At 70.8% G+C, this 24,920-nt stretch carries 23 protein-coding genes and 1 riboswitch; of the genes, 7 read left to right on the forward strand and 16 right to left on the reverse strand.

The window, feature by feature from the left end; genetic code table 11:
• Window positions 1-8 precede the first annotated feature (8 nt).
• The 4 genes from ACFYZA_RS19610 to ACFYZA_RS19625 all read right to left on the reverse strand — a co-directional run bounded on the left by ACFYZA_RS19610 (window position 9) and on the right by ACFYZA_RS19625 (window position 3,916).
• Window positions 9-1,013 carry an ABC transporter permease gene (locus ACFYZA_RS19610; protein ID WP_382592357.1) on the reverse strand — a complete coding sequence of 335 codons (1,005 nt, stop codon included), beginning with the start codon at window positions 1,011-1,013 and terminating at the stop codon, window positions 9-11.
• Between the two features lie 388 nt (window positions 1,014-1,401).
• Entirely contained in the window at window positions 1,402-2,199 is a 798-nt protein-coding gene (locus tag ACFYZA_RS19615; RefSeq protein WP_388491866.1) for an enhanced serine sensitivity protein SseB C-terminal domain-containing protein, read from the reverse strand.
• A 168-nt stretch (window positions 2,200-2,367) separates the two neighbouring features.
• Window positions 2,368-3,141: an enhanced serine sensitivity protein SseB gene (locus tag ACFYZA_RS19620; protein ID WP_382592350.1), complete on the reverse strand. Its 774-nt coding sequence runs from the start codon at window positions 3,139-3,141 to the stop codon at window positions 2,368-2,370.
• Between the two features lie 106 nt (window positions 3,142-3,247).
• On the reverse strand, window positions 3,248-3,916 hold the full coding sequence (locus ACFYZA_RS19625) for an AAA family ATPase (protein ID WP_382592347.1): 669 nt from the start codon (window positions 3,914-3,916) through the stop codon (window positions 3,248-3,250).
• A gap of 129 nt (window positions 3,917-4,045) precedes the next feature.
• Window positions 4,046-4,143: riboswitch (glycine riboswitch) on the forward strand.
• A gap of 153 nt (window positions 4,144-4,296) precedes the next feature.
• On the opposite strand from ACFYZA_RS19625, the gene gcvT reads away from it, so the two are divergent.
• The 4 genes from gcvT (at window position 4,297) to ACFYZA_RS19645 (ending at window position 8,725) form a co-directional block, all read left to right on the forward strand.
• Complete coding sequence (gcvT, locus tag ACFYZA_RS19630; RefSeq protein WP_388491868.1) at window positions 4,297-5,412, forward strand: glycine cleavage system aminomethyltransferase GcvT; 1,116 nt, start codon at window positions 4,297-4,299, stop codon at window positions 5,410-5,412.
• Between the two features lie 100 nt (window positions 5,413-5,512).
• Window positions 5,513-5,887 (forward strand): glycine cleavage system protein GcvH, encoded by a 375-nt coding sequence (gene gcvH, locus ACFYZA_RS19635; RefSeq protein WP_382592341.1) that lies wholly within the window; start codon window positions 5,513-5,515, stop codon window positions 5,885-5,887.
• Window positions 5,888-5,925: 38 nt separating this feature from the next.
• Window positions 5,926-7,185, forward strand: coding sequence for a serine hydroxymethyltransferase (gene glyA / locus ACFYZA_RS19640; protein WP_382592338.1), 1,260 nt, complete (start codon window positions 5,926-5,928; stop codon window positions 7,183-7,185).
• Between the two features lie 157 nt (window positions 7,186-7,342).
• Window positions 7,343-8,725, forward strand: coding sequence for an L-serine ammonia-lyase (locus ACFYZA_RS19645; protein ID WP_382592335.1), 1,383 nt, complete (start codon window positions 7,343-7,345; stop codon window positions 8,723-8,725).
• Between the two features lie 19 nt (window positions 8,726-8,744).
• On the opposite strand, the gene ACFYZA_RS19650 is transcribed toward ACFYZA_RS19645, so the two are convergent.
• On the reverse strand, window positions 8,745-9,467 hold the full coding sequence (locus ACFYZA_RS19650; RefSeq protein WP_388491992.1) for an NADPH-dependent F420 reductase: 723 nt from the start codon (window positions 9,465-9,467) through the stop codon (window positions 8,745-8,747).
• A gap of 61 nt (window positions 9,468-9,528) precedes the next feature.
• Entirely contained in the window at window positions 9,529-9,741 is a 213-nt protein-coding gene (locus tag ACFYZA_RS19655) for an EF-hand domain-containing protein (RefSeq protein ID WP_382592332.1), read from the reverse strand.
• 390 nt (window positions 9,742-10,131) lie between these two features.
• Between ACFYZA_RS19655 and ACFYZA_RS19660 the strand changes: the two genes are divergently transcribed.
• Together ACFYZA_RS19660 and ACFYZA_RS19665 are read left to right on the forward strand one after the other, a co-directional pair.
• On the forward strand, window positions 10,132-10,800 hold the full coding sequence (locus tag ACFYZA_RS19660) for a tRNA-dependent cyclodipeptide synthase (protein WP_388491872.1): 669 nt from the start codon (window positions 10,132-10,134) through the stop codon (window positions 10,798-10,800).
• Window positions 10,797-11,987: a cytochrome P450 gene (locus ACFYZA_RS19665; RefSeq protein ID WP_382592326.1), complete on the forward strand. Its 1,191-nt coding sequence runs from the start codon at window positions 10,797-10,799 to the stop codon at window positions 11,985-11,987. Before ACFYZA_RS19660 ends, ACFYZA_RS19665 begins: the two co-directional genes overlap by 4 nt.
• A gap of 64 nt (window positions 11,988-12,051) precedes the next feature.
• Here ACFYZA_RS19665 and ACFYZA_RS19670 read toward each other — a convergent pair whose 3' ends face one another.
• The 6 genes from ACFYZA_RS19670 to ACFYZA_RS19695 form a co-directional block, all read right to left on the reverse strand.
• Window positions 12,052-13,233, reverse strand: a complete 1,182-nt coding sequence (locus ACFYZA_RS19670; RefSeq protein ID WP_388491874.1) for a YncE family protein — start codon at window positions 13,231-13,233, stop codon at window positions 12,052-12,054.
• On the reverse strand, window positions 13,233-14,051 hold the full coding sequence (locus ACFYZA_RS19675; protein ID WP_382592546.1) for a polysaccharide deacetylase family protein: 819 nt from the start codon (window positions 14,049-14,051) through the stop codon (window positions 13,233-13,235). The genes ACFYZA_RS19670 and ACFYZA_RS19675 overlap by 1 nt, the downstream gene beginning before the upstream one ends.
• 424 nt (window positions 14,052-14,475) lie before the next feature.
• On the reverse strand, window positions 14,476-14,979 hold the full coding sequence (locus ACFYZA_RS19680) for an ATP-binding protein (RefSeq protein ID WP_161248687.1): 504 nt from the start codon (window positions 14,977-14,979) through the stop codon (window positions 14,476-14,478).
• 285 nt (window positions 14,980-15,264) lie between these two features.
• Window positions 15,265-16,032, reverse strand: coding sequence for an enoyl-CoA hydratase/isomerase family protein (locus tag ACFYZA_RS19685; protein WP_388491877.1), 768 nt, complete (start codon window positions 16,030-16,032; stop codon window positions 15,265-15,267).
• 82 nt (window positions 16,033-16,114) lie between these two features.
• Window positions 16,115-17,356, reverse strand: coding sequence for an Ig-like domain-containing protein (locus ACFYZA_RS19690; RefSeq protein WP_388491879.1), 1,242 nt, complete (start codon window positions 17,354-17,356; stop codon window positions 16,115-16,117).
• 235 nt (window positions 17,357-17,591) lie between these two features.
• Entirely contained in the window at window positions 17,592-18,821 is a 1,230-nt protein-coding gene (locus ACFYZA_RS19695) for an Ig-like domain-containing protein (protein WP_382592314.1), read from the reverse strand.
• 139 nt (window positions 18,822-18,960) lie between these two features.
• Between ACFYZA_RS19695 and glgX the strand changes: the two genes are divergently transcribed.
• Entirely contained in the window at window positions 18,961-21,216 is a 2,256-nt protein-coding gene (gene glgX, locus ACFYZA_RS19700) for a glycogen debranching protein GlgX (RefSeq protein ID WP_388491881.1), read from the forward strand.
• A gap of 15 nt (window positions 21,217-21,231) precedes the next feature.
• Here glgX and ACFYZA_RS19705 read toward each other — a convergent pair whose 3' ends face one another.
• Genes ACFYZA_RS19705 through ACFYZA_RS19720 form a run of 4 tightly spaced genes read right to left on the reverse strand, consistent with a single transcriptional unit; the run spans window position 21,232 to window position 24,884 of the window.
• Window positions 21,232-21,876: a response regulator gene (locus tag ACFYZA_RS19705; protein WP_382592308.1), complete on the reverse strand. Its 645-nt coding sequence runs from the start codon at window positions 21,874-21,876 to the stop codon at window positions 21,232-21,234.
• Window positions 21,866-23,134 carry a sensor histidine kinase gene (locus tag ACFYZA_RS19710; RefSeq protein ID WP_382592305.1) on the reverse strand — a complete coding sequence of 423 codons (1,269 nt, stop codon included), beginning with the start codon at window positions 23,132-23,134 and terminating at the stop codon, window positions 21,866-21,868. The genes ACFYZA_RS19705 and ACFYZA_RS19710 overlap by 11 nt, the downstream gene beginning before the upstream one ends.
• 59 nt (window positions 23,135-23,193) lie before the next feature.
• Window positions 23,194-23,985, reverse strand: a complete 792-nt coding sequence (locus ACFYZA_RS19715) for an ABC transporter permease (protein WP_388491885.1) — start codon at window positions 23,983-23,985, stop codon at window positions 23,194-23,196.
• Window positions 23,982-24,884, reverse strand: coding sequence for an ATP-binding cassette domain-containing protein (locus tag ACFYZA_RS19720; RefSeq protein ID WP_382592300.1), 903 nt, complete (start codon window positions 24,882-24,884; stop codon window positions 23,982-23,984). The genes ACFYZA_RS19715 and ACFYZA_RS19720 overlap by 4 nt, the downstream gene beginning before the upstream one ends.
• Window positions 24,885-24,920 lie beyond the last annotated feature (36 nt).

Below are 24,920 nucleotides of genomic sequence, written 5' to 3' on the forward strand. Positions count from 1 at the left end.
GTCCCGCATCAGCGGGTGCCCTTCGGGTCGAAGGCGTCGCGGACGCCGTCGCCGAAGAGGTTGAACGCCATCACGGTGATGAAGATCGCCAGACCCGGGATGATCATGAACATCGGATCGGACTGGTAGGTCGCGATCGCGGTCGAGAGCATCTGTCCCCAAGAGGCCGTGGGCGGCTTGACGCCCGCTCCCAGGAAGCTGAGCGCCGCCTCGGTGAGGATGTTCGTGGGGATCATCAGTGTCATGTAGACGGTGATCGGCGCGATCAGGTTGGGCAGCAGCTCCCGGAACAGGATGTAGCCGCGTCCGGCGCCGAGGCTGCGTGCCGCCTCGACGTACTCGCGCTCGCGCAGCGACAGCGTCTGGCCGCGCACGATGCGTCCGACGTACGGCCACCCGAAGAAGCCGATCACCAGGATCATCACGAGCAGCCGGACCCCGGTGCCGCTGAGCCCGAAGAGCTGGGTGGGCACCACGGAGATCAGCGCGATGATGAAGAGCAGCTGCGGGAAGGAGAGCAGCATGTCCATCACGCGGCTGATGATCGCGTCGAGCCAGCCGCCGAAATAACCGGCGATCACGCCGAGGACGGTGCCGACGAGGACGGCGAAGACAGCCGCGAGGAAGCCCACGAGCAGCGAGATCCGCGCGCCGTAGACGATGCGGCTGAACACGTCGCGGCCGTTGACCGGCTCAACTCCCAGCAGGAAGTGCGAGTTGATGCCGCCCCAGCTGCCGATAGGGGTGGAGAGCAGCGGGTCGATCTGGTCCTCGTGGAAGTCGTCCGGGGGATGCCCGAACGCGTCGACGATCAGCGGCGCGAAGATCGCGACGAGGACCAGGAACACGACAACGATGCCACCGGTGAGGGCGAGCTTGTCCTTCTTCAGCCGGTTCCAGGCGATGCGGCCCAGCGAACGCCCCTCGACCGCTCTGGTCTCGCCGCTCGGCGTGACACTGATGTCCGCGGTCGGGTCCGCTTCGGCGGGTGTGTCGTGCAATGGTGCCGTCATCGTGGCAAGGACCCCTCTCAACCGGCGGTGACCGGCCCGCACTTGCCGCTGTAGCGGCGCGTTCCCATCAGCAGTGCGAGCGGGGGGCGACACCGGGCAGCGGGTCGAGCTGCTCGCACAAGGGCCCGAACGGCCCTGCATGCCGGGAGTCTTCAATGGCGTCGCGATCACCCGCCAGACCTGGCGGCGAATGTATGCGTAAACGTGATGCGGAAAGAGGGTTTCCGTTATGCGGACGCGCCTGAACCAGGGGCGGACATGGGGAAGTTGGGGCGCAAGCGACGCGCGGGCCTATTGCGGCCTTCGCCCCACCAGAACGGACATTCCCCTTACGTGCGTGGGGAGTTGAGGGGATCTGCCCCGGTTGGTTCCCCGGGCGGGACGCGGCTCAGTACGGGCGCGGGGCGGCCGGCGGATAGCCGTAGCCGGGCCCGCCGGGCGCCGGGGCGGCGTGCGCCTCGCGGTCGTAGAAGGGCCGGGCGCTGGCTTTCAGCCACATGCCGACCGGGTCGTACTCGTCCGACATCGCCACCGTGGACACGGCGAGGCCGTCCGGCACCGCCGGGATGGACTGCTGCATCATCGCCCGCACGGCGTCGACCGACTGCGGGCTGGTGTCGTAGAGGTCGAGCCCGATCGCGAGGTACGGCGTGCCGAGGGCGGGCTGCACCCAGGCCCGGCGCAGCGAGCGCACGGCCGGGGTGCGGTGCGCGTGCTGGGCGAGCAGGGCGTAGAACTGGGGGATCTCCACGGCCGGTTCGGAAAGCCGCAGGGGCCCCGCGGGCATCCGGTCGAGGCCGGTGGCGATCCGGCGCAGATCCGTCCAGGGGACGCCGACGCCGCCGCCGGGGGCGTGCGGATTGAGCCAGATCCCGTAGCGGTCGGGGTAGAGCGCCCGGGCGACGTCCAGGGCGCCGGTCACTTCGTGCGCCCGGTTCCAGCCGCTGGCGGAGAGCTCCTGCGCGGAGGTCACACAGGGCGCGTAGGAGACGCCGTCGACCTCCATGTTTCCGTACTGCGCGTCCGGCGAGCCCGGCCGGCCGTTCCACAGGAGCATCCAGACCTGGCCGGAGGCGGGGTCCGCGAGGGCGTGGAGCAGCGCCTCGTACACGTCGTAGCGCCCGGGGGTCACCTGGCGCAGCATGTGCTCGACCTGCCCGGCCGCCGCGGTGCCTGACGCGCTCACCCTGGGTCCCGCCCCTCTTCGATCCACCGTGCCGACGCCTGCGCCGCCCCGCAGCCCCGGGCACACGCGTGCGGCTGCGGGGATGCAAGGGTCATGAAACCAGGTTAAGCCGCCGTACAGACACCGCCATGGCCCGGCGGGGAGCTGTCGCGACGCACCCGTTGGCTGTTACTGGGCCCGTGCGTAGAAGGGCCGTACCCGCTCGCGCATCCAGATGGCGACCGGATCCTGGGTCACGTCGAGCAGGACCAGATTGACCGGCCAGCCGACCGGGACCCGGCCGAGCGCCCGGCCGAGCGCCTCCATGGGGGCGTTGCGTCCCGCGCCGTCCCAGGTGGCGAACTCCACGCCGATGAAGAGCGTGGGCGGCTCGCCCTCGATGGAGGCGAGCGCGCGACGGGCGCTGAGCACCACGCCGATCGTCTCGAACTCCTCGGCGGCGACGGCCAGGAAGTCGACCGGGTCCTCCTGCCAGTCCGGCTCGAAGAGCCGCACCCGCGCGCCGGACGCGGGCCCGTCGAGGGCGGTGAGCCCGGTGCGGCACAGCTCGGCGACGGCGGGCGGGGGCAGCGGCATGCCCACCGCGCCCTCGGGGTTGACCACGATGCCGAGCCGCGGCGGGAGCCCGCGGGCGAACTCGACGGCCGGGGCGACCGCGAACGACATGTGGGAGCCGACGCACTGGAGGAACTGCTGCTCGGAGCTGTACACCGGTACGTAGGGGACGCCGTCGAGCTCCATGGTGGGGAGGTCGAGGTCCCTGCTGCCCTGACCGCCGCCGTTGGGCAGCGGCACCCACACGGGGTTGCGGCCGAGCACCTCTATGAGGCGGGGGCCCGCGTCGGGCTGCCCGAGGGCCGCCGCGAGGACCTCTTCGAGCTCGTTGCCCGGCCAGCCTCCGCCGCCGTGCGGATGCGCGAACGCCTGCTCCGGAAAGTTCATGTGCCGTCCTTCTCCCCCGACTGCTGTCGTGCTCCACGACCCTAGCGCCGCCGACGCGCACGGGTGAAAGGGTGCCGGGAACGGGCCCGGCGCGCGCCACCGGGCGCTACCGCGCGAAGCCGATGCGGTGCAGCGCGGAGGCCGACTCGCGGTCGAGCAGGACCGCGCTCGCGCAGCCGGTGGGCAGCCGCCCGGCCTCCACCTGGGCTATGAGGCGGCGAGCCGCGCCGCGATGCCGGGCGAAGGCGTACTTGGACACCCAACGTCCCCGGGTTGCCTGGCCCTCCAGGGCGGTGCCGGCCGGCACGTCGAGCACGACCAGGCGCAGTGCGCGGCCGCGGCGCCGGGCGCCCCGGCCGAGCCAGTGCCGCACCCAGGCCTGCGTACCGCAGTCGTGCACGACGAGGCTGTCCCCGGAGCGCAGGGCCCACCAGGTCCTGGCGAAGTGCGCGGTGCGGGTGAGCGGGCGGTACAGCGCGTACGGGATGCCGGGGAGCCGGCGCTGCCAGGCGAGACGGGTGTCCTGGGAGTCGATGCGGCGGTCGGTGACGGTGCGGCGCATCAGTGTCGTCTTGCCGCTGCCGGGCAGACCCGACACCACCACGACGTCCCCCGCGTCGAAGAGCAGCTCCGGCGGCGTGCGCCCGGGCCTCCCGCGCAGATCCCGCACCGCCTCGGTCACCACCGGCCGCGCCCGCTGTCCCGGGACCTCCCGGCCGGGCCCGTCCGGCGCGGGCACCTCCCGCACCCGGCCCGTTTCGCGTCCAACCGTCATGGCACTCCCCCCTGTTCGGATCCCGGGACCCCTGCCCTGGAAGTGTAAAGAGACGGTAATAGGGCTCAAGCGATTTGCCGCTTCCGGGATGCGTGCAATGATGTGCGCGCCAACTGCATACCGGCCGTTCGAATCCGCGCGGGAGAGTCCTCAGCAGCTGTGAGCTGGGGCGCCGAAGGAGCAAGTCCCTCCCTTGAATCTCTCAGGCCCCGTACCGCGCGGACGAGGCAGATCTGAAAAGCGGGCCGTCCCCTGCCGGGCGGCCCCACCCAAGGTGCAAGCCGTGACGCGCAGCGCGCGACGGTGAACCTCTCAGGTTCCGATGACAGATGGGGAGGATGTCCTCGACCGTCATGCCCCGGGACCTTGGAGCAACATCCATGAGCAACGCCCCCCGTCTGACCTCCCTCGATGCCCTGCATCGTTCGCTGGGCGCCACGATGACCGACTTCGCGGGCTGGGACATGCCGCTGCGGTACGGGAGCGAGCGCGACGAGCACAACGCCGTGCGCACCCGAGCCGGGCTGTTCGACCTGTCCCACATGGGCGAGATCACCGTCACCGGCCCCGAGGCCATGCAGGCCCTGAACCACGCGCTGGTCGGCAACATCGCCACCATCGGCGCCGGCCGCGCCCGGTACACGATGATCTGCCAGGAGGACGGCGGGATCGTCGACGACCTGATCGTCTACCGCCTGGGCGAGACCGAGTACATGGTCGTCGCCAACGCGGGCAACGCGCAGACCGTGCTCGACGCGATCACCGAGCGCGCGGCCGGCTTCGACGCCGAGGTCCGCGACGACCGCGACGCCTACGCGCTGATCGCGGTGCAGGGCCCCGAGTCCCCCGGCATCCTGAAGTCCGTGACCGACGCCGACCTCGACGGCCTGAAGTACTACGCCGGTCTGCCCGGCACCGTCGCCGGCGTCCCCGCGCTCATCGCCCGTACCGGCTACACCGGCGAGGACGGCTTCGAGCTGTTCGTGACGCCCGAGCACGCCGAGCGGCTGTGGCGGGCGCTGACCGAGGCCGGCCAGGACGCGGGCCTCGTGCCGTGCGGCCTGTCCTGCCGCGACACGCTGCGCCTGGAGGCGGGCATGCCGCTGTACGGGCACGAGCTGACCACCGCGCTGACCCCCTTCGACGCCGGCCTCGGCCGGGTCGTGAAGTTCGAGAAGGACGGCGACTTCGTGGGCCGTACGGCTCTGGAGGCCGCCGCCGCGAAGGCCGAGTCGAACCCGCCGCGCAAGCTGGTCGGCCTGATCGCCGAGGGCCGCCGGGTGCCGCGCGCCGGGTTCTCGGTCGTGGCCGGCGGCGAGGTCGTCGGCGAGGTCACCTCGGGCGCCCCGTCCCCGACGCTCGGCAAGCCGATCGCCATCGCGTACGTGGACGCCGAGCACGCCGCGCCCGGCACCCCGGGGGTCGGCATCGACATCCGCGGGACGCACGAGGCGTACGAGGTCGTCGCGCTGCCCTTCTACAAGCGCCAGAAGTGACGCGCGCCTCCCTTCGGCAGCCCCTTTCCCGTCTCGCCGTCCGAGACACTCGTCGAGACCCCGTCACCAGCACTCCCCCGCGTACAGGAGAATTCAGGTCATGAGCAACCCGCAGCAGCTGCGCTACAGCAAGGAGCACGAGTGGCTGTCGAGCGCCGAGGACGGCGTGTCGACGGTCGGCATCACGGAGCACGCGGCCAACGCGCTCGGTGACGTCGTGTACGTACAGCTTCCGGAGGTGGGTGACACGGTGACCGCGGGCGAGACCTGCGGCGAGCTGGAGTCCACCAAGTCGGTCAGCGACCTGTACTCCCCGGTCACCGGCGAGGTCGTGGCCGCCAACCAGGACGTCGTGGACGACCCTTCGCTGGTCAACTCGGCCCCGTTCGAGGGCGGTTGGCTGTTCAAGGTGCGCGTCACGGACGAGCCGGGCGACCTGCTCTCCGCCGACGAGTACACCGACTTCGCCAGCTGACCCAGACCACAGGGATAAGGGATTCAAGGGATCGTCTGATGTCGCTTCTGAACCAGTCTCTCCACGAGCTGGACCCGGACGTCGCCGCCGCCGTCGACGCCGAGCTCCACCGTCAGCAGTCCACCCTCGAGATGATCGCCTCGGAGAACTTCGCTCCGGTCGCGGTCATGGAGGCCCAGGGCTCGGTCCTCACCAACAAGTACGCCGAGGGCTACCCGGGCCGCCGCTACTACGGCGGCTGCGAGCACGTCGACGTGGTCGAGCAGATCGCGATCGACCGCATCAAGGCGCTCTTCGGCGCCGAGGCCGCCAACGTGCAGCCCCACTCGGGCGCCCAGGCGAACGCTGCCGCGATGTTCGCGCTGCTCAAGCCGGGCGACACCATCATGGGTCTGAACCTGGCCCACGGCGGTCACCTGACCCACGGCATGAAGATCAACTTCTCCGGCAAGCTCTACAACGTGGTCCCGTACCACGTCGACGAGACCGGCGAGGTCGACATGGCCGAGGTCGAGCGCCTGGCCAAGGAGTCGAAGCCGCAGCTGATCGTGGCCGGCTGGTCCGCGTACCCGCGTCAGCTGGACTTCGCCGCCTTCCGCCGGATCGCGGACGAGGTCGGCGCGTTCCTGATGGTCGACATGGCCCACTTCGCGGGCCTGGTCGCCGCGGGCCTGCACCCCAACCCGGTGCCGCACGCCCACGTCGTGACCACCACCACGCACAAGACCCTCGGCGGTCCGCGCGGCGGTGTCATCCTGTCGACGCAGGAGCTCGCCAAGAAGATCAACTCGGCGGTCTTCCCGGGTCAGCAGGGCGGCCCCCTGGAGCACGTGATCGCGGCGAAGGCGGTGTCCTTCAAGGTCGCGGCCTCGCCCGAGTTCAAGGAGCGCCAGCAGCGCACCCTGGACGGCGCCCGGATCCTGGCCGAGCGCCTGGTTCAGGACGACGTCAAGGCCGTCGGCGTCGACGTCCTGACCGGCGGCACCGATGTGCACCTGGTCCTGGTGGACCTGCGCAACTCGGAGCTGGACGGCCAGCAGGCCGAGGACCGCCTCCACGAGGTCGGCATCACGGTCAACCGGAACGCCATCCCGAACGACCCGCGGCCGCCGATGGTGACCTCGGGCCTGCGGATCGGCACCCCGGCGCTCGCCACCCGCGGCTTCGGCGACGACGACTTCCGCGAGGTCGCCGACATCATCGCCGAGACCCTCAAGCCGGACTTCGACAAGGACGGCCTGGCCGCCCGCGTGTCCGCTCTGGCCGCCAAGCACCCGCTGTACCCCGGCCTGAAGTAGTTTCGTACGCTTTCGTTCTCGGTTCATTCCGTACGAAGCCCCGGGGCACCGCGCACACTGGGTAGTGAGCGCGGTGCCCCATCCCATGCTGTGCCAGCTTTGCTCTGCGATACCCCGGCAGACAACGGCGTCTTCCAACCCCCACAAGGAGTCTCCCGTGGCCATCTCGGTCTTCGACCTGTTCTCGATCGGCATCGGCCCGTCCAGCTCCCACACCGTCGGCCCGATGCGGGCGGCGCGCATGTTCGCCGCGCGCCTCAAGAACGAGGGGCTCATCGCCCACACCGCGCGGATACGGTCCGAGCTGTACGGCTCGCTCGGCGCGACCGGCCACGGCCACGGCACCCCGAAGGCGGTCCTGCTCGGCCTGGAGGGCGCGTCCCCGCGCACGGTCGACGTGGAGAACGCCGACGAGCGGGTGGAGCGGATCAAGGACTCCGGGCGCCTCGACGTCCTCGGCATGCACGAGATCGACTTCGCCTACGACGACGACCTGATCCTGCACCGCCGCAAGGCGCTGCCGTACCACGCCAACGGCATGACGATCTTCGCCTACGACGCCGACGGCGCGCTGCTCCTGGAGAAGACGTACTACTCGGTCGGCGGCGGCTTCGTCGTCGACGAGGACGCCGTGGCCGGCGAGAACCCGATCGTGCCGGACGACACCGTCCTCAAGCACCCCTTCCGCACCGGCGACGAGCTGCTCCGGCTCGCGCGGGAGACGGGCCTCTCGATCTCCGCGCTGATGCTGGAGAACGAGAAGGCGTGGCGCACCGAGGAGGAGATCCGCTCCGGGCTGCTCGACATCTGGCGGGTCATGCAGGCCTGCGTCTCGCGCGGCATGTCCCGCGAGGGCATCCTGCCCGGCGGCCTCAAGGTCCGCCGCCGTGCCGCCAACACCGCGCGCCTCCTGCGCGCCGAGGGCAACCCCGAGGCGCACGCCATGGAGTGGGCGACGCTGTACGCGATGGCGGTCAACGAGGAGAACGCGGCGGGCGGCCGGGTCGTGACCGCGCCCACCAACGGCGCCGCGGGCATCATCCCGGCGGTCCTGCACTACTACATGAACTTCGTGCCCGGCGGGTCCGCCCAGGAGAAGGAGGACGGCATCGTCCGCTTCCTGCTCGCGGCCGGCGCGATCGGCATGCTGTTCAAGGAGAACGCCTCGATCTCCGGCGCCGAGGTCGGCTGCCAGGGCGAGGTCGGCTCCGCCTGCTCGATGGCGGCGGGCGCGCTCGCCGAGGTGCTCGGCGGCACTCCCGAGCAGGTCGAGAACGCGGCCGAGATCGGCATGGAGCACAACCTGGGTCTGACCTGCGACCCGGTCGGCGGCCTGGTCCAGATCCCGTGCATCGAGCGCAACGGCATGGCCGCCGTGAAGGCCGTCACCGCCGCCAAGATGGCGATGCGCGGTGACGGCAGCCACAAGGTGTCCCTGGACAAGGTCATCAAGACGATGAAGGAGACGGGGGCCGACATGAGCGTCAAGTACAAGGAGACGGCCCGAGGCGGCCTCGCCGTCAACATCATCGAGTGCTGAGCCGGTAACCCGGCCCCGCTCAGGCGGAGTGTGCCGCCGGGCGCTCCCTGGGGGCCGCCGCCAGGGCCGCGGTGACCTCGTCCTTGTTGCCGCGCAGGCCGTAGACGGGGGTCGCGGGCTGCTGGCGCCAGGAGTCGTCGATGCCGCCGGCGTCCACGGTGTCGAAGCCCAGCTCGTCGACGAGTTCGCGGACCAGCCGCTTGGCGGCCTCGTCGTCGCCCGCGATGGGCACGGCGACCCGGTCGGGGGCGCCCTGGGGGCGCGGCCGGTCCAGGAGGTCCTGCGCGTACGTGCCGTTGAAGACCTTGATCACCGGGTGGCCGATGTGCTGCTCGGTCCAGCGGCTCTCGGCGAGCCCGTCCTCGATGGCGTCGATCCGGCCGTCGCGTTCCTTCGGGTAGTAGTTCCCGGTGTCGATGACGGCGAGGCCGTCGGCAGCCTTGTCGAACAGGCCCTTGGGCAGGGCGGGCACGTTCTTCAGCGGGATGGTGACCACGACGACCTGGGCGCCGTCGGCCGCCTCCTCGACGGTGACCGGCGTCGCGCCGGTCTCCTCGGCGAGGGCGGAAAGGGTCTCTGGGCCACGGGAGTTGGCGACGGACACCTGGTGGCCGAGCGCGGTGAGACGGCGGGTCAGATTGCCGCCGATGTTGCCCGCGCCGATGATGCCGATCTTCATGAGCTGGCCTTCCGGAGTTGGTGCGTTGGCACGCTCCGGAAACCCGCGGCCACCGCGCGTTATTCCGGTCCGGTGCCGGTGGCGTTCCGCCGCGGCGGTTCCACGCCACCGGCACCGCTCGGGGTCACTTGTTCAGGGACGCCCAGAACTCCTCGAAGGAGAGCTTTCCGTCGCCGTTGGCGTCCTTGGCCCTGATGATGGCCTGGGCCACGGTCTCGGTGACGTGGAAGTCGCCCAGCTGCGCCATGACCGCCTTGTACTCGCTCGCGGTGACGCGTCCGTCGCCGTCGATGTCGAGCTTCGCGAACGCCTTGCGCGCCTCTTCGATGTCCGCCACTGGGTCCACCCCTTTGTTGGTGCTACTGCTTGGTGCTTTTCTGACGCCGGTCAGATTAGCCGCCGATGTGCGCGCGCCGTGCGGCGGCCAGCCCTTTGACAGCCGCCCCGGCCGATGGCCGGTTCCCGCCGGTGCGCGACGGCACGACTCCGGCGCCTCCCGCCCCGGAGTGGGTGCGCGGCTCCCCGACCCTGACTGTTCGCCATACACGGAGGACAGTTTTCCGCCCGACAAAGAGGACTTCACGCCAACTTCCCGTCACCGCTTCCTCACGCTCCGCCACTGCCGGATAACTTCATGCTGTCGCCGCCACACCGGGAGCACAGGGCACCCAGGGACTAGCGGCGCTGGGGCGTTACAGCTGTGGCCATCACAACTGAAGCATTCACCGTGCAGCCCTTCACACGAAGTTGCCACCACATATGGGACGAGGGCGATCACGTCCTCATCGGTGTGAGTCCGGGTAACAGCTATTTCAGTGCCGGCCGCATCACCGAACTCGTCCGCTGGGCTTCGGCACGGTTCTCCCGCATCGACATCGTGTACGCCGACCTCCATGTGTCCGAGCTGTTCAGCGCGCTGGGCTACGAGGAGGACCACGCGGCGCGCCGCGCCTCGAAGGAGCTGAAGGCGGTCCGCCGCAGGGTCCTCCGGGGCGTCGAGGAGGCGGGCCCGCAGGGCACTCCGGTCGCTGTGCACGCGCTCTCGGAATTCGCCGGGAATCCCGTGTACGCACTGCTGCACCGCCGGGTGCGGCACTTCCTGTCCACCGACCCGCACTTCCGCGCCGGCTGCGAACGCATGGCGGCGCACTTCCTCTCGACGAAGGTCGGCGAGCCCGCCCCGAACGCGGACCAGCTCTCCGCCTGCCTCGACTACATCGCCGCCGAGCTCCCCTTCTTCCTGGACACCCCGGGCATCCTCGGCGTCCCCTCCTCGGTGTCGTGCTACCACGCGCCGATCCCGCTGACCGAACTCCTCTACGCCAAGGGCGGCGGGCTCCGCGCCTCCCGCAATCAGGCCTACGCCGTGGTGCGCCCGGAAGGAACAGCCGCATGACCCCCGAGCCCGTACTCGACTTCCCGCTCTCGCGCCGTGGGGACGTGCTGCCCGAGGAGTGCACCTGGCTGCGCGAGAAGCAGCCGGTGGCCCGGGTGCGTACGCTCACCGGCGACCAGGCCTGGCTGGTGAGCAGTCACGCGCTGGCCAAACAGGTCCTGGAGGACGAGCGGTTCAGCCTCAAGGACACCGCCGCCGCCGGGGTTCCGCGCCAGTACGCGCTGACGATCCCGCCCGAGGTCGTCAACAACATGGGCAACATCAACAGCGCGGGCCTGCGCTCCGCCGTGATGAAGTCGCTGAGCCCGCGCTCCGACGGCCTCGCCGCGCGGCTGCGCGAGCGGGCCGGGGAGTTCATCGACGCGCTGCTCACCGAGGGCCCGCCCGCCGACCTCCGGGCGGGGTTCGCCGACCCCTTCTCGGCGGCGCTGCACTGCCAGGTGATCGGGGTCCCGTTCACGGACTGGCGCCGGCTCATGTCGGGCCTGGACACCGCGTTCATGACGAGCGCGCACACCTTCGAGGGCGCCGGGCTCAACTGGTACAAGGACCTCGGGTACATGGTGGAGCGCCTGAACGCTCCCGATGTGCCGCCGGACAGCCTGCTGGGCCGGCTCGGGGCGCTGCGCGAGGACCGCGAGTCCGCGCATCTGACGGACGAGATGCTGGCCACGGTCGCGGTCTCCATGTTCGGCGCGGGCGCGGTCTCCACCTCCGCGTTCCTGACCCTGGCGATCCTGGCGCTGCTCCAGCACCCGGAGCTGATCGGCCATCTGCGCGAGCACCCCGAGCGCATGGGCCGGGCCGTGGAGGAGCTGCTCCGCTGGAACCTGTCCATCGGCGACGGGCTGCCCCGGCTCGCCCTTGAGGACGTGCGGCTCGGTGAAGTCCTCGTCCAGAAGGGCGAGTTGGTGCTCGTCCTGGTCGAGGGGGCCAACTTCGACCCGGCGGTCTTCAGCGACCCCGAGCGGCTCGACCTCGACCGGGAGCACAACCCGCACCTCTCGTTCGGTGCGGGCCGGCACTTCTGCCCGGCCACGGGCCTGGGCCGGCTGCACGCGGAGACGGCGCTCTCGGTCCTGGTGGACCGGATGCCGGGGCTGCGCCTCGCGGTCCCGGCCGAGCAGCTGGTGTGGCGCACGGGCTTCATCAAGCGCCTGCCGGAGCGGCTGCCGGTGCTGTGGTGACCCAGGGGTGCCCCGGGGCCGGCGGGCCCCGGGGCACTGCGTGGCCGTACCTGCCGGGGCCGGCTCAGCGGAAGATGCCGGTGTGGCCGAGCGAGTACCGGCCGGGCTGCGGGTAGACGGCGAGGCCGTGCGGGCCGGAGCCGACGGGGATGCGGGCCAGCTCCTTGCCGGTGGTGGTGTCGATGGCGTACACCTCGGCGTTGTAGCGCCCGGACAGCCAGAGCACCTTGCCGTCGGCGGACACGCCGCCCATGTCGGGGCTGCCGCCGTCCGGCAGCTCCCACTTCTTGGTCAGCTTGTTCTTGGTGAAGTCGAAGATGGAGATGGTGCCCTCGCCGCGGTTGGAGATGTACATCTCCTTGGAGTCGCGGCTGATGTAGAGGCCGTGGCAGCCCTTGCCGGTGGGCAGCAGGACCGGCTTGTCGAACGTGTCGCCGTTCAGGACCCACATGCCGTGCGCCATCATGTCGGCCACGTAGAACGTCTTGCCGTCCGGGGACATCTTCACGTCCTGCGGCATCGCCCCGTCGAACGGCAGCTTCTGCTGGCCGACGATTCTCATCTTCTCGGTGTCGACCTTGAGCAGCTCGCCGGAGAACTCGCAGGAGACGATGAAGTACCGGCCGTCCATGGAGAAGTCCGCGTGGTTGACGCCCGCGCAGGTCACCGGGACGGTCTTGACCCGGTTCATGGTGACGGGATCGCGGAAGACCAGCTCGCGGTCCATCGAGGCCATGACGATGGCGTACTTGCCGTTGGGCGTGAAGTAGAGGTTGTACGGGTCGGAGACCTGCACGGTACGGCCGGTCTTGCCGGTCGCCGGGTCGATGGCGGTGAGCGAGTCGCCCAGGTCGTTGTTGACCCAGAGCGTCTTCATGTCCCACGACGGCACGACGTGCTGCGGCTGGTGGCCGACCGGGATCGTCTCGATGACCTTGTACGTGGCCGGGTCGATCACGGACACCGTGTTGGAGTTGGTGTTGGGCACGTACACGCGCGGCAGGAAGTTCTTCACCGCGGGCTGGAGCGCGTTGGGCCGGTCCGCCGCGTAGGCGTCCTTGGGGTCGAGGACGGGCGGCATTCCGGGCAGGCCCTGCGGCACGGGCTTCTTGGCGACGGCGGGCGGGAGCGCCGCCTTGGTGCTGAGCGCCTCGTCCTTGTGGTCGGCGCCCGATCCGCAGCCGGCGAGGGCCGCGAGCAGGGCCGCCGCGAGCAGCGCGGTGGTCGTCTTCGTTACGGTCGGCATCAGATCAGCAGCTCCGTGGTCGTGACCGCGCGCAGTCGGCGGCGTTCCAGTTCGGCGAGTAGGACGGGCAGCGCGGCGACCGTGTCCGCATAGCCGAAGTGCAGGCTCACCACCGATCCGTTGCGGATCTGCCCGGTGACGTTGCGGGTCACGGCCGAGGCGCCGGGCGAGGTGAAGTCGAGCGAGTCGACGTCGTACGACAGGACGTGCGGGTACCCCGCCCGCCGGGCCAATTTCTGAACGAGCGGCGTCGCGTACTGGGCACGGGAGGGCCGGAACCACGTCCCGATGGAGCCGGTGAGCCGGCGCAGGCGGTCCGCGCAGCCGGTGATCTCGGCGTAGGCCTCCGACTCGTCCATGGTGGAGATGTCGATGTGGTGCTGGGTGTGGTTGCCCAGCTCGTGGCCGCCGTCCAGGATGCGGCGGGCCATCGCGGGCTGCTCGTCGAGCCAGCTGCCGACGGCGAGGACGGTGACGCGGGCACCGGCCTTCTCGGCCTCGCTGAGCAGGGTGGTGGCGATCTTCGGATCGCCCTGGCCGTGGAAGGTGAGGGCGACCTGCGGGCGGGCCCGGGGTCCGCTCTCGATCTGGACCGGCTGCCCGGAGAAGGCGCGGGGGGCCGGTGCGGGGCGGGGCTTGCCGGGGCGGGCGGGGGCGGCGGCCGCCGCGGAGGCGGACGGCTGCGGCGTCGGGGATCCGGCCGGCTGCGCGCCGTCCTTGTCGTCCGAGCAGCCCGTCGTGAATGCCCCCACGATGGCCGCGCCCGCCCCGGCCCGCAGGGCGCTGCGGCGGTCTACCGCACGGGGTGATGGATTCAGCACATGGACATTTAAGTGCGCCGAAGGGCACTTGGTAACGATTGACCCACTTCAGGACCTTTGCGGGTCGCGCCCACCGGGCCTTCTCGCAGGCGCCGGGGGCGCTGATTCACTCAGCACCCCTGATATTTATTCATGCTTTGGAAGGTGAGTGCTCTAGCTCACCTACGATTCACAGCTAAACTGTGATGATTCGTACCTGTATGTCCGACTAAGGACTTTTGAGGATGGGGCGCCCATCTGTCATAGTCGGAGCCACGACCCCCATTGACCCGGGCCAGGTCGTCTTCAGTCGCCGTGGATCACACCCCCCCCAGATCCGCGGCGCTCCACAGAAGCCCCCGCGGCGCCGCATCCGGCAGCCAGGGGGCTTCTGTGATTCCAGGCGACTCGCGCGGGATCCCGGTTCCGGACGCCCGGCGCCTCAGCGGTCGGCGACCCGCATCTCGAACCAGGTGGTCTTGCCGCGCGGCAGCAGGTCCACGCCCCAGCGGTCGGAGAGCTTGTCGACGAGGAAGAGGCCGCGGCCGCTGACGTCGAGTTCGTGCACCGGCATCAGACAGGGCAGCCCGCGCGAGGGGTCGCGGACCTCGATCCGGATCCAGCCCCGGCGGCGCAGCATGCGCAGACCGAAGACCCGGGCCCCGGTGTGCCGCACCGCGTTGCCGACGAGCTCGGAGACCAGCAGCACCGCGTGTTCGGCGAGGGTCGGCGAGAGCGCCCACTGGCGCAGCACCACGGACTGGGTGATCCGGCGGGCCGTCGCCGCGGACTCCGGCCGCGAGGGCAGCCGTACTTCTTCCTCGGTCGGATTGCCGAACAACTCCAGTGCTTTCAGAGCCAGTTCGTCATCGGCGGACGGCATCCACCGTGCTGCGGTCGCACTCACACGCTGCGCCGGTTGTTCCACACCCTCCAGCCCCGCCATGCCTCCATCATGGCGGCCCGGGGCGGCCTCCGGGGCGGTTCCGAAGGAATAGCGCCTCCGGAACCTGACGTTCCGGAGGCGCTGTCTGGCATATGACGGGGGCAGTCCAGGACCGCTGACACCCCTCCGACCTGCGATGACGTGCTGCGTTCACTTGATCACCAAGCGTTCCGCAGAGGTTTTCCTTAAGGTGCCCTTAAGGCTGTGCTAATCCCCCCACAGGGTGTACACATCACCATCACATGTACAGCCGTGGTTGACCCGGGCCCCTCAACTGCCCTGTGATCAGAGGAACTTGGCCTTGCCCGGGCCCTCCTCGACGAAGCTGCGCATGCCCCGCTCGCGGTCCTCGGTGGCGAACAGGCCCGCGAACCAGTTGCGTTCGACGGCGAGACCCGTGTCGATGTCCGTCTCCAGACCGGTGTCGATGGACTCCTTGGCGGCCCGCAGCGCGATCGCCGGGCCCTGCGCGAGCCGCGCGGCCCAGGCGTGGGCCCGCTCGTACACTTCGGCGGCCGGCACCACCTGGTCGACCAGGCCGATGGCGAGCGCCTCGTCCGCCTTCACCTGGCGGCCGGTGAAGATGAGGTCCTTGGCCTTGGACGGGCCCACCAGACGGGCCAGGCGCTGGGTGCCGCCCGCGCCCGGGATCAGGCCGAGCAGGATCTCGGGCTGGCCGAGCTTGGCGTTGTCGCCGGCGATGCGGAAGTCGGCGCAGAGCGCCAACTCGCACCCGCCGCCCAGCGCGTAGCCGGTGACGGCCGCCACGACGGGCTTGGGGATCCTGGCGACGGCGGTGAAGGACTCCTGCAGCGCCCGGCCGCGTACGACCATCGCCGCGTGGTCCATGGCCTGCATTTCCTTGATGTCGGCGCCCGCCGCGAACAGCTTCTCGCCGCCGTACAGGACCACCGCCCGCACGTCCTCGCGCCGGGTCGCCTCCTCGGCCAGCTCGCGCAGCCGGTCCTGTGTCGCGACGTCCAGCGCGTTCATCGGGGGGCGGTTCAGGCGGATGGTGCCGACGCCTTCGGAGACTTCCAGGTTCACAGTCATGAAGGCAGGTTAACGGTCACTAACGACAACGGACCCGGTGCTGTGGCTCACAGCACCGGGTCCGTCGAGGGTACGTACGGGGTTACTTGGTCCACTCCGACCAGGAGAGGTTCCAGCCGTTGAGACCGTTGTCGGCCTGGATGACCTTGTCCTTGGAGTTCTTCACGACGACCACGTCGCCGATCAGGGAGCTGTTGTAGAACCAGGCGGCCGGCGTGGACGGGTCGCCCGCGCCCCGGGCGTCCCGCAGACCGACGCAGCCGTGGCTGGTGTTGGCCGAGCCGAACACCGAGGGGTCGCCCCAGTAGTTGCCGTGGATGAAGGTGCCGGAGCTGGACAGGCGCATCGCGTGCGGCACGTCCTTGATGTCGTACTCGCCGCCGAAGCCGACGGTGGCACCGTTCATGCGCGTCACCTCGAACTTCTCGCTGATGACCATCTGCCCGTTGTACGTGGTGTTCTGCGGGGAGCCAGCGCTGATCGGGATGGTCTTCAGGAGCTTGCCGTCGCGCTCCACCTTCATGGTGTGGGCGCTCGCGTCGACGGTGGAGACCTGGGAGCGGCCGATGGTGAAGTGGACGGTGCGGGTCTGCTTGCCGTAGACCCCGGGGCGGCCCTCGACGCCGTCCAGGTTCATCTTGACGGTGACCTTGGTGCCGGGCGCCCAGTAGTTCTCGGGGCGGAAGTCCAGGCGGTCGTTGCCGAACCAGTGGCCCTCGACCGGGACGGACGGCTCGGCCGTCACGGTGATCGCCTTCTCGACCGCCTCCGGGTTGGTGATGCCCCGGCTGAAGTTGATGGAGACCGGCATGCCCACGCCGACGGTGGAGCCGTCCTCGGGCACGTACTGGCCGATGAAGGTGTTCTTCGGGACGAGCGTGGTGAAGGTGGTGTCCTTGGCGGACTCACGGCCCTTGGCGTCCTTGGCGACCGCGTGCACCTTGTACTGCGTGGCGGAGGCGAGGTGCTGGTCCGGGACCCAGCCGAGGCCGTCCGCGGATATCTTCCCGGCGACCGCGTTGCCCTTGCTGTCGGCGACCGCGACGGCGGTCAGCCTGCCCTTGTCGGCGGATATCTTCAGCGCGCCGTTGGTGGCCACGTCCTTGGCGTTGTCCGCCGGAACGACGTCGACCACGGCCTCGGACGCCTTGGTGTCCTCGGTGGCGCCCGCGCTGCCCGCCTTCGACTTGGAACCGCCGTCGCCCCCGCCGCACGCGGTGACGAGCAGCAGCAGCGCCCCGCATATGAGGGCCAGCAGTGCGCTGCCCCGACGACCGCGCCGTCCGGCCGCCGCCGGAGCCCCCGAAATAGGCTGCCCGTTCAAGACTGTTCTCCCCTCGCACGGCGTGGCCCCGCCACCGCCCGCACTCACTCACCCCCGCGCACGTCCTCGCGCGCGCACGGCGCTAGATAATCACACCGAACCGGCCACGATCTCCCCCTCCCATGTCACCGTTCAGTCCCAAGTTTTCCTGGAACTCTCAGGTGAAACACAGGAACCGTTCCCGGTTGGTTAACCGGGAACGGTCAGGGGCCATACGTTCGAGGGTGCGGGGATCTCAGGAGACCGCGGAGCCCGCCTTCCACTTCGCCCAGTCCAGGTTCCAGCCACTGAGCCCGTTGTCCGGAGCGACCTCGCGGTCATGGGAGTTGACGACCTCGACCACGTCGCCGATGAGGGTGCGGTCGAAGAACCAGCCCGCCGGGGTGTCCGAGCTGCCGCCCTTCACGTCGCGCAGGCCCACGCAGCCGTGGCTGGTGTTGGAGTTGCCGAAGGTGCTGGAGGGGGCCCAGTAGTTGCCGTGCAGGAAGGTGCCGGTGTTGGTCAGCCGGATGGCGTGCGGCACGTCCGGGATGTCGTACTCCCCGCCGAAGCCGACGGTCTGGCTGTTCATCCGCGTCACGTCGTACATCTCGGTGACGATCATCTTCCCGTTGTACGTGGTGTTCTTCGGCGACCCCGCGGAGATCGGCAGCGTCGACACCAGCTCGCCGCCGCGCCGCACCTCCATGGTGTGCGCCTCGGCGTCCACCAGGGACTCCTGGTCGCGCCCCACCGTGAAGGCGATCGTCTTGTCCTGGATGCCGTAGACGTCGGGGGCCGCGAGCACGTCGCGCAGCCGCATGTCGACGGTGACCTTGGTGCCGGGCACCCAGTACTTCTCGGGCCGGAAGTCGAGCCGGTCCTTGCCGAACCAGTGGCCCCGCACCTGGACCGGGGGCTGCGAGCTGATCCTGATGGCGCGTTCGACGGCCGCCTTGTCCTTGATGGCCTGGTTGAAGTTGAACGACACGATCATGCCGACGCCCACCGTGGAGCGGTTCTCCGGCTTGAAGTACCCGATGAAGCGGTGCTCGGGCACGAGGGTGGCGAAGCTGGTGTGGCGGGCCTGCCGGCGGCCGTGGCCGTCGAGCGCCACGGTGTCCACCGTGTACAGCGCGGCCAGTTGCAGCGCGCCGCCGGTCGGCGTCCACGTCAGCCCGTCCGCCGAGATCTTCCCCGGCACCTCCTCGGGCTGCGCGTCCTCCGTCTTCATGACCTTGACCCGCTCCAGGCGCCCGCCCGGCACCCGCACCTCCACCTTCTGGTCCGCCTTGACTCCCTTGGCCCCGTCGTCCGGGGTCACCAGGATGGCCTCCTGCGGCGTCAACGGCTTTCCGCCGATGTCGCCGATGTCCAGGGTGCCGCCCGAGCACCCGGTCAGCGCGGTCACCAGGACCGCCGTCAGTCCTGCCCATGCCAGGGCGGCGGCCGCGCCCGCCCCTGCCCGCTTCAGTACGTCTCTCACGACCGGCCCAACGACCGCCCCCCGCCGGGGGAAACGTGAGTACGAGGGCTGTTGCGGGAAGAACAGGTGCAGAGACGCGCAGGGAAGCCGCGGCCGGGACGCCGTTGCCCTCCCGCGCCGAGCCGCGGGAGGCCGTCAGGTGTCGAGCGCAGCCGAACAGAAGGCAGTGCAAAGTGCCGTGGGCGGCGCCCCCGGTACGGAGGGGTCCCGCACGGTGAACGGCCACCGGGGTGAACCGGGGGCCCTGCGCCCCCCTGTCTGGCCGGGCGCCCCCACGCCGCTCGGCGCCCGCTTCCGGGTGGGCCCGGACGGGGTCGCGGGCACCAACTTCGCGCTGTGGGCGGGAGGCGCCGAATCGGTCCAGCTGTGCCTGTTCGACGCGGCGGGCACCGAGACCCGGCTCGTCCTCACCGAGCTGACCCACGAGATCTGGCACGGCTTCGTCCCCGGGGTGCGCCCCGGGCAGCGGTACGGATTCCGGGTGCACGGGCGCTGGGACCCGTGGACGGGGGCCCGCTGGAACCCGGCGAAGCTGCTGCTCGACCCGTACGCGCGGGCCGTGGACGGCGACTTCGCGCTGCCGCCCGAGGTGTACGGGCACGTACGGGACTGGCCGCAGCAGCAGGTCGCCGACACCGTGCGCGACGACCGCGACTCGGCGCCGCACGTGCCCAAGGGCGTGGTGGTGCAGGACGACGACGACTGGGCGGACGACCGCCGGCCCAAGACGCCCTGGTCCGACTCCGTCATCTACGAGCTGCACGTGCGCGGCTTCACCCGGCTCCACCCGGACATCCCGGAGCCGCTGCGCGGCACGTACGCGGGGCTCGCGCACCCGGCGGCGATCGAGCATCTGGTGCGGCTCGGCGTCACCGCGGTCGAGCTGCTTCCGGTGCACCAGTTCGCGCACGAGGACCATCTGCTGCGGCGGGGCCTGAAGAACTACTGGGGCTACAACTCGATCGGCTACTTCGCGCCGCACGCCGGCTACTCGGCGAGCGGGACCACCGGCCAGCAGGTCGGCGAGTTCAAGCGGATGGTGCGGGCGCTGCACGAGGCGGGCATCGAGGTCATCCTCGACGTGGTCTACAACCACACCGCCGAGGCGAGCGAGATGGGGCCGACGCTGTCCCTGCGCGGCGTCGACAACCGCGGCTACTACCGGCTCCAGGCGGACGCCCGGCGCTATGCCGACTACACCGGCTGCGGCAACACCCTCCATGTGGTCCAGCCCCATGTGCTGCGCCTGATCACCGATTCGCTGCGCTACTGGGTGACCGAGATGGGGGTGGACGGCTTCCGGTTCGACCTGGCGGCGGCCCTGGCCCGCTCGATGCACGACGTCGACATGCTGTCGCCCTTCCTCGCCGTGATCGCCCAGGACCCGGTGCTCCGCCGCGTGAAGCTGATCGCCGAACCGTGGGACGTCGGCAACGGGGGCTACCAGGTGGGTGCCTTCCCACCGCTGTGGACCGAGTGGAACGACCGCTACCGGGACGCGGTACGGGACTTCTGGCGGGGCGCGCTGCCGGACATGCGCGACCTCGGCTACCGGCTCTCGGGCTCCAGCGACCTGTACGCCTGGGGCGGCCGGCGCCCGTACGCGTCCATCAACTTCATCACCGCGCACGACGGCTTCACGCTGCGCGACCTGGTGTCGTACGAGCGCAAGCACAACGAGGCCAACGGAGAGGGCAACCGGGACGGCACCAACGACAACCGGGCCTGGAACTGCGGAGTGGAGGGCGAGACCGACGATCCCGGGATCAACGCGCTGCGCCGGCGCCAGCTGCGGAACCTGCTCACCACCCTCCTCGTGTCGACGGGCGTGCCGATGCTGGTCGCGGGCGACGAGATGGGCCGCACCCAGGGCGGCAACAACAACGCGTACTGCCAGGACGGCGAGGTGAGCTGGCTCGACTGGTCGCTCCTGGAGCAGCCGGGCTCACGTGAGCTGCTCGAACTGACCGCCCGGCTGGTTGAGTTGAGGCACCGTCACCCGGTGCTGCGGCGGCGCGCCTTCTTCTCCGGCCGGGCCCAGGGCGCGGACGGGCTGCGGGACCTGGCCTGGTTCACCGCGCGCGGCGAGGAGATGACCGAGCGGGACTGGTACGCGCCCGCCGCGACGCTCGGCCTGTATCTGTCGGGGCGCGACATCCCGGGGCGCGACGCCCGGGGCGCGCCGGTGACCGACGACAGCTTCCTGATCCTGCTGCACGCGTCGGACCGCCCGGCGGACTGCGTCCTGCCGGGTCCGCCGTGGGCGGCGGCCTACGAGCTGGTCGTGGACACCTCGCGGGAGGAGCAGGGCGAGCCGCCGGGGGTGACGCACCGGGGCGGCGAGATGGTGACGCTGCCGGCCCGCTCGGTGCTGGTCCTGAAGGTGGCGGAGTAGGGAGGGGGCCGGCGGCTAGCCGAGGATCTTGCGGTCGTACGCCACCGCCACCGCTGCCGCCCGGTCCTTGACCCCCAACTTGCCGTAGATATGGGTGAGATGGGTCTTCACCGTGGCCTCGCTGATGAACAGGGCACGGGCGATCTCCCGGTTGGAGGTGCCCTTGGCGACCAGTTCGAGGACCTCGCGCTCGCGGCCGGAGAGCGGTTCGCCCGCGGGCACCGCGGGCGTGCGGACCGCCGTGACCAGACGGGAGGCGACGGCCGGGGAGAGGACCGTACGGCCCGCCGCGGCGGCCCGGACGGCGGTGAACAGCTCCTCGCGCGGGGCGTCCTTGAGGAGGTAGCCGGTGGCGCCCGCCTCGATCGCGGGCAGGGTGTCGGAGTCGGTGTCGTACGTGGTGAGGACGAGGACCTTGGAGCGCAGCCCGCGCCGGGTGAGCTCGGCGATCGCGGCCACTCCCCCGCCGCCGGGCATGCGCAGGTCCATCAGGACGACGTCCGGGTCGAGCCGCTGGGCGAGGTCGACGCCCTCGACGCCGTTGGAGGCCTCACCGAGGACCTCGAAGCCGTCGGCGGAGGCGAACATGCCGCGCAGACCGTCCCGCACTACGGGGTGGTCGTCGCAGATCAGGAGGGTGATGGTGGCGTCAGTGGTCATGGGGCACCAACGGTACGCGGGCGGAGACCGCGGTGCCATGGCCGGGCTCCGACTCCACCGTGACGCTGCCCGCGATGCGTTCGGCGCGGGCCCGCATCCCGTCGAGGCCGAAGCCGCCGGTGCCCGAGCGGGCCGGCAGGTCCAGCGGGTCGAAGCCCCGGCCGTCGTCGCGGACGTCGAGGGAGACCTCGTCGCCCATGAAGGAGAGGGTGACGCCGATGCGGGAGGCCGCCGCGTGGCGGCTCGCGTTGGCGAGGGCCTCCTGGGCGATGCGGAGCAGGGTGGCCTCGATCTCGTCGTGGAGCTGGACGGCGGTGCCGGTCACGGTGAAGTCGGCGCGCACCCCGTGCCGGGTGCCCCACTCGGCGACGGTCTTCTTCAACGCCTCGTGCAGGAGGTCGTGTTCGAGGTCGAGGGGGCTGAGGTTCTGCACCGAGCGGCGGGCCTCGCCGAGACTGTGCCGGGCCAACGCCTGCGCGCTGGCGAGGTGTTCGCGCACGAGCACGGGGTCGTTGCTGCTCGTCACCACCTGGAGCTGGGCGATGATGCCGGCCAGGCCCTGGGCGATGGTGTCGTGGATCTCGGCGGCGAGCCGGCGCCGTTCGTCGGCGACGCCCGCCTCCCTTGCCTGGAGCAGGAGTTGGGCGTGCAGTGCGGCGTTCTCGTCGAGGGCCTGCTGGAGCCGGGCGTTGGTGGTCTCCAGGGCGGCGATGGTCTCGACCTGCACGCGGGAGCGCTCGTCCTCCTGGGCGGCGAGATGGCTGAACACCGTGAGCAGGACGCAGTTGATGGCGAGCACGGCGCCGAACACCACCCACCCCATGGAGCCCTTGGGCGGCAGCCCGCCGGACTGCGAGCCGGCCATGGTGACGGCGGTCGCGAACAGGCCGATCCGCACCAGCCGGCGGGGCAGCACGGCCTGGGCGCCGAAGTAGCCGCAGACGGCGTAGAACGCGAAGAACGGGTTGAGCCAGGTGAGCGCGAAGGCGAGGCCCCAGCGCAGGAAGTAGTAGACGGCTCCCGCCGGGTTCGGACCCGGCCGGGCGCGGCGCACCAGGTCCCAGCAGACCTGGAGCAGCAGGGCGCCGCCGACCAGGCCGAGGGCGGCCCAGCGGGCGGCGGGGCTCATCAGCAGGTCGGCGGTGGCGGCCGCGGCGAGGCAGCCGATGAACAGGAGGCCGAAGGGGCCCCAGCGGTGGAACACCTCCCAGCGTTCCTCCACCAGGTCCCGCTTCACCTCGTTCGCCCCGTCGCTCATGGCTCCAGTCTCGTCCACGCCGAGGCGCCCGCCGTTACCGCCCCAGCGGGCGACGGCCGTCATTCCCACCGGAACCAGCGGGTCGCGGCGGCCGAGAGCAGCACGGTCCACAGGGCGAGGACGCCGATGTGGTCCCAGCCCGGCCAGCTTCCGGCCGCGGCCTCGGTGAGGGCCTGGGCGGCCGCGCCGAAGGGCGACAGCTCGACGATGCGGCCGAGCGTGTCGGGCATGGCCTGGACGGGCAGCCACACCCCCGCGCTGAACATCATGGGGAAGAACACCGCTGAGCCGATGGCGTTGGCGACCTTGGAGGTGCGCGAGAGCGCGGAGATCAGGGCGCCGAGGGCGAGCGCGCTCAGGACGGCGAGCAGCAGCGCGAAGGCGTAGCCGAACAGCTGGTGCGGCAGCGCCACCTGGAAGGCGAGCCGGCCCACCGTGATGGAGAGGACGGCGGAGCAGACGGCGGCCACCCCGTGCAGCGCCATCTGGGCGCCGAGCAGGGCGGACGGGCGGACGGGGGTGACCGACATGCGGCGCAGGATGCCGCGCTCGCGGTACCCGGTGATGAGCGGCGGCATCGCCTGAAGACCGGCCATGATCATGGAGAGGAGGACGGCCACGGGGACGTACGCGTCGACGAAGCGGATGCCGCCGAGTGCCTTGTCGGGGTCGCGGAAGCCCGGGATCGAGCCGAGCACGACCAGCAGGACGGTCGGGAAGACCATGATCCAGAACAGTCCGGCGGGCTCCCGGCGGAAGAGCGTGGCTTCCGTCTTCAGTACCGCGACGGCGGCCCTGCGGGAGGGGCGGGCGGCACGGGCGGGGCGCGGCGGGGTGAGGGTGGTGGTCATGCCGAGGCCTCCGTCAGGTCCAGGAACGCGTCGTCGAGGGTGGCCTCGGAGACACGGAGTTGGTGGGCGGTGATGTGGTGCCGGGCGAGCAGGGTGATCACGGCGTTGACGGTCTCGTCGCTGCCGTGGATGGTCACCCGGCCCTGCTTCTCCTCCACGGCGGCCGCCTGCGGCAGCTCGGCGAGCGCGAAGTCGTCGAGCGGGGCCGAGGGGGTGAAGGAGATGACGGTGGAGCCCGCCGCGCGCCGGATCAGGCCCGAGGGGGTGTCCAGGGCGGCGATGCGCCCCTTGTCGATCACGGCGATCCGGTCGCAGAGGCGCTGGGCCTCCTCCATGAAGTGGGTGACCAGGAGGACCGTGACACCGCTCCGGCGCACGTCCTCGATGAGTTCCCAGGTGTCGCGGCGGGCCCGCGGGTCGAGCCCGGTGGTCAGCTCGTCGAGCACCACGACGCGCGGGTTGCCGATGAGGGCGAGCGCGATGAACAGGCGCTGTTTCTGCCCGCCGGACAGCTTGGCGAAGCGGGTGCCGAGCTTCTCGCCGAGCCCGAGGCGTTCGGCGAGCGGGCGCCAGTCGGCCGGGTCGGCGTAGAAGGAGGCGTACAGCTCCAGGGACTCGCGCACGGTGAGCTTGGGCTGGAGCTCGCTCTCCTGGAGCTGGGCGCCCAGGATGCGGGTCACCCGGTCGTGGTCGGCGACCGGGTCGTACCCGGCCACCCGGATCGTCCCGGCGTCCGGGACGCGCAGTCCCTCGATGCACTCGACGGTGGTGGTCTTGCCCGCGCCGTTGGGGCCGAGGATCCCGAAGATCTCCCCCTCCTCGACGGCAAAGCTGACGTCGTCGACAGCGGGCCGGCTGCCGTATGCCTTGCGCACTGCGTTGACTTCGATGATTGCCATGCCTAGAGAATCCCGGCCGGCGGGGGTCCGCCACAT

This window comes from Streptomyces sp. NPDC001828 (assembly GCF_042892175.1).
Classification (GTDB): domain Bacteria; phylum Actinomycetota; class Actinomycetes; order Streptomycetales; family Streptomycetaceae; genus Streptomyces.